This is a genomic window from Candidatus Zixiibacteriota bacterium (assembly GCA_021159005.1).
In the GTDB taxonomy this organism is placed as follows: Bacteria; Zixibacteria; MSB-5A5; order UBA10806; family 4484-95; genus JAGGSN01.
In genome coordinates this window covers 1-7,296 of the sequence record JAGGSN010000152.1, presented here as the reverse complement: position 1 = coordinate 7,296, position 7,296 = coordinate 1, and the positions used below count along the sequence as shown (strand labels likewise).

The 7,296-nt window shown below is 38.5% G+C and carries 5 protein-coding genes and 1 pseudogene; 5 read left to right on the top strand and 1 reads right to left on the bottom strand.

The genetic code is table 11. The features are described from left to right. From J7K40_10030 to J7K40_10010, 5 genes and pseudogenes are all read left to right on the top strand, one after another. On the top strand, positions 1 to 569 hold a 569-nt coding region (locus J7K40_10030), incomplete at its 5' end, for a hypothetical protein (protein MCD6162735.1). 15 nt (positions 570 to 584) lie between these two features. Then, positions 585 to 1,442 (top strand): hypothetical protein, encoded by an 858-nt coding sequence (locus tag J7K40_10025; protein MCD6162734.1) that lies wholly within the window; start codon positions 585 to 587, stop codon positions 1,440 to 1,442. Positions 1,443 to 1,534: 92 nt separating this feature from the next. Next, the gene (locus J7K40_10020; protein MCD6162733.1) at positions 1,535 to 3,739 is read left to right on the top strand and encodes a hypothetical protein; all 2,205 of its coding nucleotides are present in this window, start codon (positions 1,535 to 1,537) and stop codon (positions 3,737 to 3,739) included. Positions 3,740 to 3,860: 121 nt separating this feature from the next. After that, entirely contained in the window at positions 3,861 to 5,588 is a 1,728-nt protein-coding gene (locus tag J7K40_10015; GenBank protein ID MCD6162732.1) for a T9SS type A sorting domain-containing protein, read from the top strand. A gap of 383 nt (positions 5,589 to 5,971) precedes the next feature. Next, positions 5,972 to 6,160 (top strand): annotated as a pseudogene (locus tag J7K40_10010) (IS5/IS1182 family transposase). On the opposite strand, the gene J7K40_10005 reads toward J7K40_10010, so the two are convergent. Beyond that, on the bottom strand, positions 6,092 to 7,296 hold a 1,205-nt coding region (locus tag J7K40_10005; protein ID MCD6162731.1), incomplete at its 5' end, for a right-handed parallel beta-helix repeat-containing protein. The pseudogene J7K40_10010 and the gene J7K40_10005 sit on opposite strands and share 69 nt — an antisense overlap.

Below are 7,296 nucleotides of genomic sequence, written 5' to 3'. Positions count from 1 at the left end.
CTATTCCATATGATGAATTGCTTGTTTTAACGGAAGAGGCTTATTTTTTAAGTAAGAACCGAAGTGATTGGTGTTTGAATGTTTTTAAGATATTAAATGAAAACGGAAATATGCAAAACCGCCTTAAGAAACATGAATTAATCAGCGCGATGATAAATATCAACTTGAAGTATGTTGAACTTGATGGCGTAAGACCATTGAGATTATCCGATGCGAACTATCAATTATACAAAAATGAGATTGAGAATGCCAAGAAACAATCATTATTATGGCTCGAAACAGATGTTCTTCAATCATTCATTCAGAAAGAGAAAATCACAGAAAAAGACTCTCGGCGATTTATTTTGGCGGCTGATATATATTTAACAGACATGATTTATTCTTCTGATGTCGATTTATTACCTGAATATTTTCGTGAAGTTATGCCAAAAACTGAACATTCCCGATATTTGAAGGATTATAAATATGTTTTCGAGACAATCATTGAAAAAACTGAAGAAAACTTCAGAAATCTTATAAATATTTCTATAAAACCATATTTTGGTAACTATTATAGAAGTAAAGAATAAATTTGAGGATAAACTGTGCATCCGAAAAAAGATAAATTAGTATCGTTTGTCGAGGGGACACTGAATTCCAACTCAATGAACGAAATCGGGAAACATGTAGATTCCTGCGAATTATGTCGGGAATTTTGCGAGGATTACCGTATATTGGTTGATTCAATGGTTAAGGCCAGGCTTAAGAATATCCCGCCGAATGCGTTAAAACTTGCCGACAGGCTGTACAATGACGCTATAAGAGCTAATGCAATCGAGCTTTCGCTGCTATCATCAGAAAAAGCAGACAATAATTTTTTGCTTGCAGCAGATAATCAGGACAGACCGATTCCGCCGGTTAGAAACTTGGCGACTTTATATTCTGAAGACCCGGAAATAGTTCTTCGGGTGATGCATGATTCTAAAAAACGCAAAGATTATCTTCAGCTAATAAGCGATGATTCCAAGCTGGTATCTTATGTTATGGTGCAAATTCCTGATTTGGATAAGGAATATATCACCAATGAAAACGGACTTGTAGAGTTTGAAAATGATATTCCTACAGATTATGATAAGTTGAAGTGGCAGATTAAGCTCCCCAATACAGTATTCGATCTCAAGCCTTTATCATACGACCCGGATAAAACAGAATACTCAAAAGAGATGGTTTTAGAAACTGATAAGCATGACAAGATCAAAGTCAGTTTCATGGGTAAAACTGAAGGCAAACAGATATCGCTTCGCATACTCGAAATCGATGGCAAAATAGAGTTTTCAAATACTAAAATAGTTATCTCTCAAAAAGAAACAACAAAGCTTTGTAAAGTCAAATCTGATGAAGCCGTATCGTTCGATATCATTGATTCGGATGATATAATTAATATAAGGCTGTTCTATAAATGAGTATCTCACCACTACAATTCGCTAAGGATTTCGCTCGACTCAAGTCGGACATATCGAAGCATATTATTCCGGAGTTTCAACTACTTTGCTTGATGGAATTTTGGCCAAAATTTGAATCATCAGCAACTAATCCTTCATATCAATCATATTTTGATGAATACATTCCGGTTTATAATAACCTTGTATCTGAGCAAACATTATCTGATTTCACAATTGAAGAACTCTCTGATCTTCGACAAATCCTTCTCAAGATTGATAAATTACAGCCAAACGCTTCTGGTTATAAATGGATAGATCAAAAATTACGTCTTGTCTCATTTAAATTGGCATCAACATTGTTTTATGTCGGAGATATAGAAAATGCGATACCTGTTTGCTGTATGCTTGGCGGTATCGATGAAAGTATTACCCCACCATATGATAACATTTTAGCTGGCTTAGAAGCATATGATTCACTGAGAGTATTAGCTGAATTTTATAAGGCAACACAGCCACTTTTAGCAACAGTCTTACAGGATATTTACCAGCGTTGGGAAGCCCAGAGAGCCTGTGTAAATGATGATAAAACCCTCTGCTTATTTGTGGAGAAGAATCACGAGGGAAAAGCGGCGCGGGGTAGTTTGAAAGCGCTTAGTGGTATTGTGGAATTACGCGAAATAAATGATGAGACCGACACGGTTGCTTTCGATAATCAGGTTAAAACTCCCGATGATCCCTTCATCGGTGTTGCTTATGATTCGCTTAAGGCGGTCAGGGAGATACTGAAAAAAACGGGATTCAATAGCAAGTCGGCAAGGTCATATCGTGCACACTTCTCTATTGAGAACAGCCAGCAGACTTTCACCGGTGATTCTATAGGCTTAGCGATGGGGCTTATTGCATATACCCAATTGATAAAGACAGAAATTACCCGTCAGGATAGATTTATCGCCAACGAGATTGCCTTAACCAGCAGTATTGACAGCGAGGGCAATCTCCTGCCTGTCAACATGGAATCGTTGAAGCTTAAAGTAGAACGTGCATTTTATTCAGCTGTTAAATATTTAGTAGTACCAGAAGAATGTTATCTTGATTCTAAGAAGCATATTGATAAACTGTCGGAGACATACCCGCGCCGCAAGCTTCAGCTTATTGCGCATAGTCATCTTGTAGATATAATCGATGACCTGAATGTATTGCGCTCTGAAAAAGTTTGCATGAGCCAGTATATTACCAAAAAGGTGGTGAAATACACCCGCGCCGCCAAGATACAGATTCCAATATTATTGGCATTGCTATACTTTATTATATGTTTGATATTTCCGAAAGCGTGGGTGGGGTTTGACTGGAATCCTGAATATCTGCAGGCGACAGAATCAGGGTTTGAAGTGATGAACAGTGATTCTGTCTCTTTATGGTCGAAAAAATATAACTATGAAATAAATACAGAAAAATCTAAATTCGAGATAGGTGATTTGAACAAAGATGGAAAAAATGAAATAGGATTTCTTCCGCAAACCTTAAACCCCAGCGATGTCAATGTTAATCTTTTTGTATACAACCATACTGGAGATCTAATGTTCCGCCGCCATTGTGTTATTCTTGGTGAATACCCTGGAGACATATCGCTTGAATTAGCTTATTATTCAACTTATCTTAGTTTTGCTGAAATTGAAGGTAATAATTATATAATTTCAAAAATCGGTCGATCCTATCCTGCTCGAGAACATATAAAACTTTGGAATACTGAAGGCGAAATGCTGGGTTGGTATGTTAATGCAGGATATTGTGGAAGTAGGTTGGTGCAAGGATGTGTAACTGTTAATGATGATGTATTATTATTTTTAAATACAAATAATCGCATGAAACAAGCTTGCATATTTGCCCTGCCTATTGATTCATGCTGCGGGGTATCACCTCCTTATACGGATCCCGATTTAGATCTGGAGAATGTTAAACGGGGTAATCAGTTAGCATATGTCCTGTTTCCGCGATCAGATGTAAATAGATTTTCGCGGTTATCGTATAACATAGTAAGCCGTTTAATGCTTGAGTTGGAAAATGTAATTCGAGTTGATATTATCGAATCAAAAAATCCAGATGCAATGCTAAGCTATTATATTGATGAAAAATTTCGTGTTATTAGCATTAATCGGAGCGATAATTTTGTTGCTACTCGTAATGCATTGGTTGCGGAAGGCAAGCTTCCACTTGTTGATTGGTCAACATATCTCAACGATTTGCAAAACAGAGTTACCTACTGGACGGATTCTGGCTGGGTAACAGAAGCTGAATTGCGAGCTTCCGAAAAAAAATAAACATTTTTTCTACAAATCCCATCTTTAGTAACTATCTCCTTTATAGATGATAACAAAAACAGGGTTTCGGTGCTGTAAGCGCTGAAACTTGAGGAGATTAACTTAAGAAGAGGAGACGAGGATGAGAAATTTATTACTAATCGCAATGTTGTTTTTCATCGCAACTATTGTAGTTCCCGGAATTAGCTTTGCTGATGAAGTAGAAGAACAAGATATTTTGGTTTATGACATTAGTCAATTCCCCAAAGGCGAAACCGGGCAATTTCATAAAAATCAACAGATTAAAAAACAAGGGGCTGGCGACAAACAAATGGCTCAAACGTCTTTCAAAATCCCTCCCGATAAAATTAGGGATAAGCCAATTCAAAAGACAGTTACCGAAGGGAAAGTAGAGGATAAGACGGTCAAGAGGCATTCCGATATAGGAAAAGCTAAGCATTATTTATCAAACGGTTTTACGGATTTATCAACCTTAAAACCTGGAGAGCAAATTACTCTTGTTGGTGCACAACCGGCTGGCCCCCCGATCAATCCGATCGCGTTAGAAGATATTTATTCACAAAACTTTAACACTGTACCGCCCTCAGGATGGGCAACTTATAGTGAAGGACCAGATTTATGGCCTTGGCGAGAAGAAGACAATAACAATTGGGCTTGGTGCAATAGTGACGAGGCCGGGCAAGGTACAGATATTAAGGAATGGCTTTATATGACATCAGGTGTTAACTGTTCAAATTTTGAAAATATAGCTGTTAGATTTTGGTCTAAGTATGTCTATTATGATGGGGACGAATACTGCAAACTGTTATACGCCACGGAAGAGTCTTACCCAACGTTTACTACAATAGCTAGATGGGATAGCGAAGAAGACGACCATGATTGGACTCCCAAAACCGTTCCACTTCCTAATTCGGCGGACGGTAATTCGAGTATACACATTGCATTTATATATCATGGAACTTACGATTGGTATTGGAAGGTCGACGATATGGTGATTATTGGAGATTCTCCAGGTCCAGATATCCTTTTCCAAGATAATTTCGAGGGTGATTTCCCTGGAAACACTTGGCAAGCCTGGGATGCTAATCCTGAAAGCGGCGAAGACTATTGGGATGATGTACAATGTGGAGACCCATGCCAAGGGTCACAACATATTTGGTGCGCTGACAACGGAGAAATCGGATGTACCGACTATGAAGATGATATGAACGCATGGATGGTAACCTCGAATTGGATTGATGTAACCGGATATGAAAATATAACTTGGTCTTACCAGATTAAATGGGATTTAGAGACGGGTGGTGACTATGATTATGCTTATGGAATATACAGAAAGGCTGACGGAACGTGGTGGCACTTTAATGCGGATGTGGTTACAAATGGTATGAATTCAGAATGGCCAGATTGTCACACATTTGTGCACTACAATATGGAAAACCATATAAATGGGAACCAATTTAACGTTGGATTTAGAATGGTCAGTGATTACAGTATCCACAATTTTGAGGGTGTATATGTTGACCATGTCTTGGTCACTGGCACAGAAATTGGAGGAGGTATTGATGATATCGCTACCAACATTTCCAAAGACTTCTCCCTTTCCCAAAACTACCCCAACCCCTTCAACCCCACCACCACCATCGCCTACGACCTACCCAAACAATCGCATGTGAATATCGATATCTATGACATCCTCGGTCGGCAAGTCGAAACGCTTGTTAACAAACAACAGCCAGCCGGCTACCATCAAGCAATCTGGAATGCAAACAGCAAACCATCCGGCATGTATTTCTACAAGCTTAAAGCCGGCGAATTCACCGAAACCAAGAAGATGCTGCTCTTGAAATAAGCAAGCTTTACGTGTTGGCGCAGGGGGGCTCGCCAACCACAAGATTCATCGGTTAAAGGGGGGATTAGCTAACCGGGTCATCATCGAGATGGCCCGGTATTAATTTGCGCTGCAATCACTGCCGCTATTTCCCGCGTCAACAATACGACAACACTCACCGGTATATCTCTGGTGTTTTCTGGTGTCGAAAAGTGTAGGTCAAAATCAGGCTAATTCCTTGAGGGTTAATGTAATAGCCTGTTTGTCAATGGGTTAGCTAAAACTCTGTCCGAGGAATCATAATCCTCGTGTCCGGGGTTCAAATCCCTGCGCCGCTACTAATAACCCTGCAGACATATCCCGATTTTCGGGATTTTTTTGTGCCTGATTTGTGCCCATTTCCGCCAATTGTGAGGAAATCAAAGGCTGCCAAAGCTAATGTTGAGTTTGGCGCTAAGATATCGGTTAGCCTTATTGATGGTTTCAGTTTTGTAGATCGGATCAGCTGGGACAATTACAACGAATCATGTTATCTGAAGGATCATATCGAAAGTTATTATAATCGTTATGGTTTTTATCCTGAATCGGTGCACACCATTGCAATAGATTCCTGTATTCACTGTATCTATTATGCAATCCTTAATATCAGCATCGGAATTATAAGCGTAAATTCCGTAATTTGTACAATTGACAATTGAATCACCAATAACATCAGCGTTCGAATTGCTAAGCTTAATATCGCCTTGCTCATAATTCTTAATCTGATTATCAGAGATTCGAATACTATTATTATCATCTACTCGAATCCCATATTGCGAACCAGTTAAGACTGAATCCTCAGCTGTTTGAAGGCTGCAATTAGTTATTTCATTTGAATCATTAGAACCGGAAAGATGACCATCTATATAAATAGCATAATCTTCACACCAGGTAAAATCACAATTATCAATCACAGATTTGCTACTATCGGTATAAATGCCGTAATTTTCTATTGAATCAAAATTACAGTATGATGCTGATAATCTTGTGTCTGAAATTTCCATACCATATGTTTCAATATCTACAAAGTCACAATTGGAAACTTCAACAAAACCATTTTCAGATTTAAGTCCAGCTTCTACATAATCAGAGAACTCACAATCTGAAACCCATAATGAATCTCCAGAAGAATTATATATCCCACTTTTTCCATCCTGAAATATGCAATTTTCCGTCTTTAGTTTACCCGAGCTTGAAATTTTAATACCTGATTTAGTGCCCTTTATAGTTGAATTCCGAATATCAACATAAGCACTATCATCAATTGTAATATTGTATCCTAATGTATCAACATCATCAATCCGGCAGTAATGCAATTCACCAACAGCTGATGAACCCGAAAATAGAAGTCCTTTCCAAGATACAGTTGTGGTTTCAGCAGCAAAAGCAACTAAGCCAAGACTATCACCTGTATCGCAACCGGTGGTAAACAATCCGCCATTGATGATTAGCGTGTCGTGTTGAGGGAAAGTTAAAATTGAAGGGCATTTAAAACTAATCGTATCCGAACTGGATATTGTGACAGTACTATTATAATGGTATTCGCCCTGACACACATCATAATCCGTTAAGCTTCTTGGATTGCCTAAAGTTTGTATCTTAAACAACCGCCCCTCGCCGGCTTTAAGGACTGTGGTGAAGTATAGCTTATCATCATATAAACTTGTATAGGTAGTCTCTGAAACAGCTG

Bases quoted from the DNA above. Each gene is read 5' to 3' on its own strand.
- J7K40_10020 (MCD6162733.1), top strand. From the start codon at position 1,535: ATGGAATTTTGGCCAAAATTTGAATCATCAGCAACTAATCCTTCATAT.
- J7K40_10015 (MCD6162732.1), top strand. From the start codon at position 3,861: ATGAGAAATTTATTACTAATCGCAATGTTGTTTTTCATCGCAACTATT.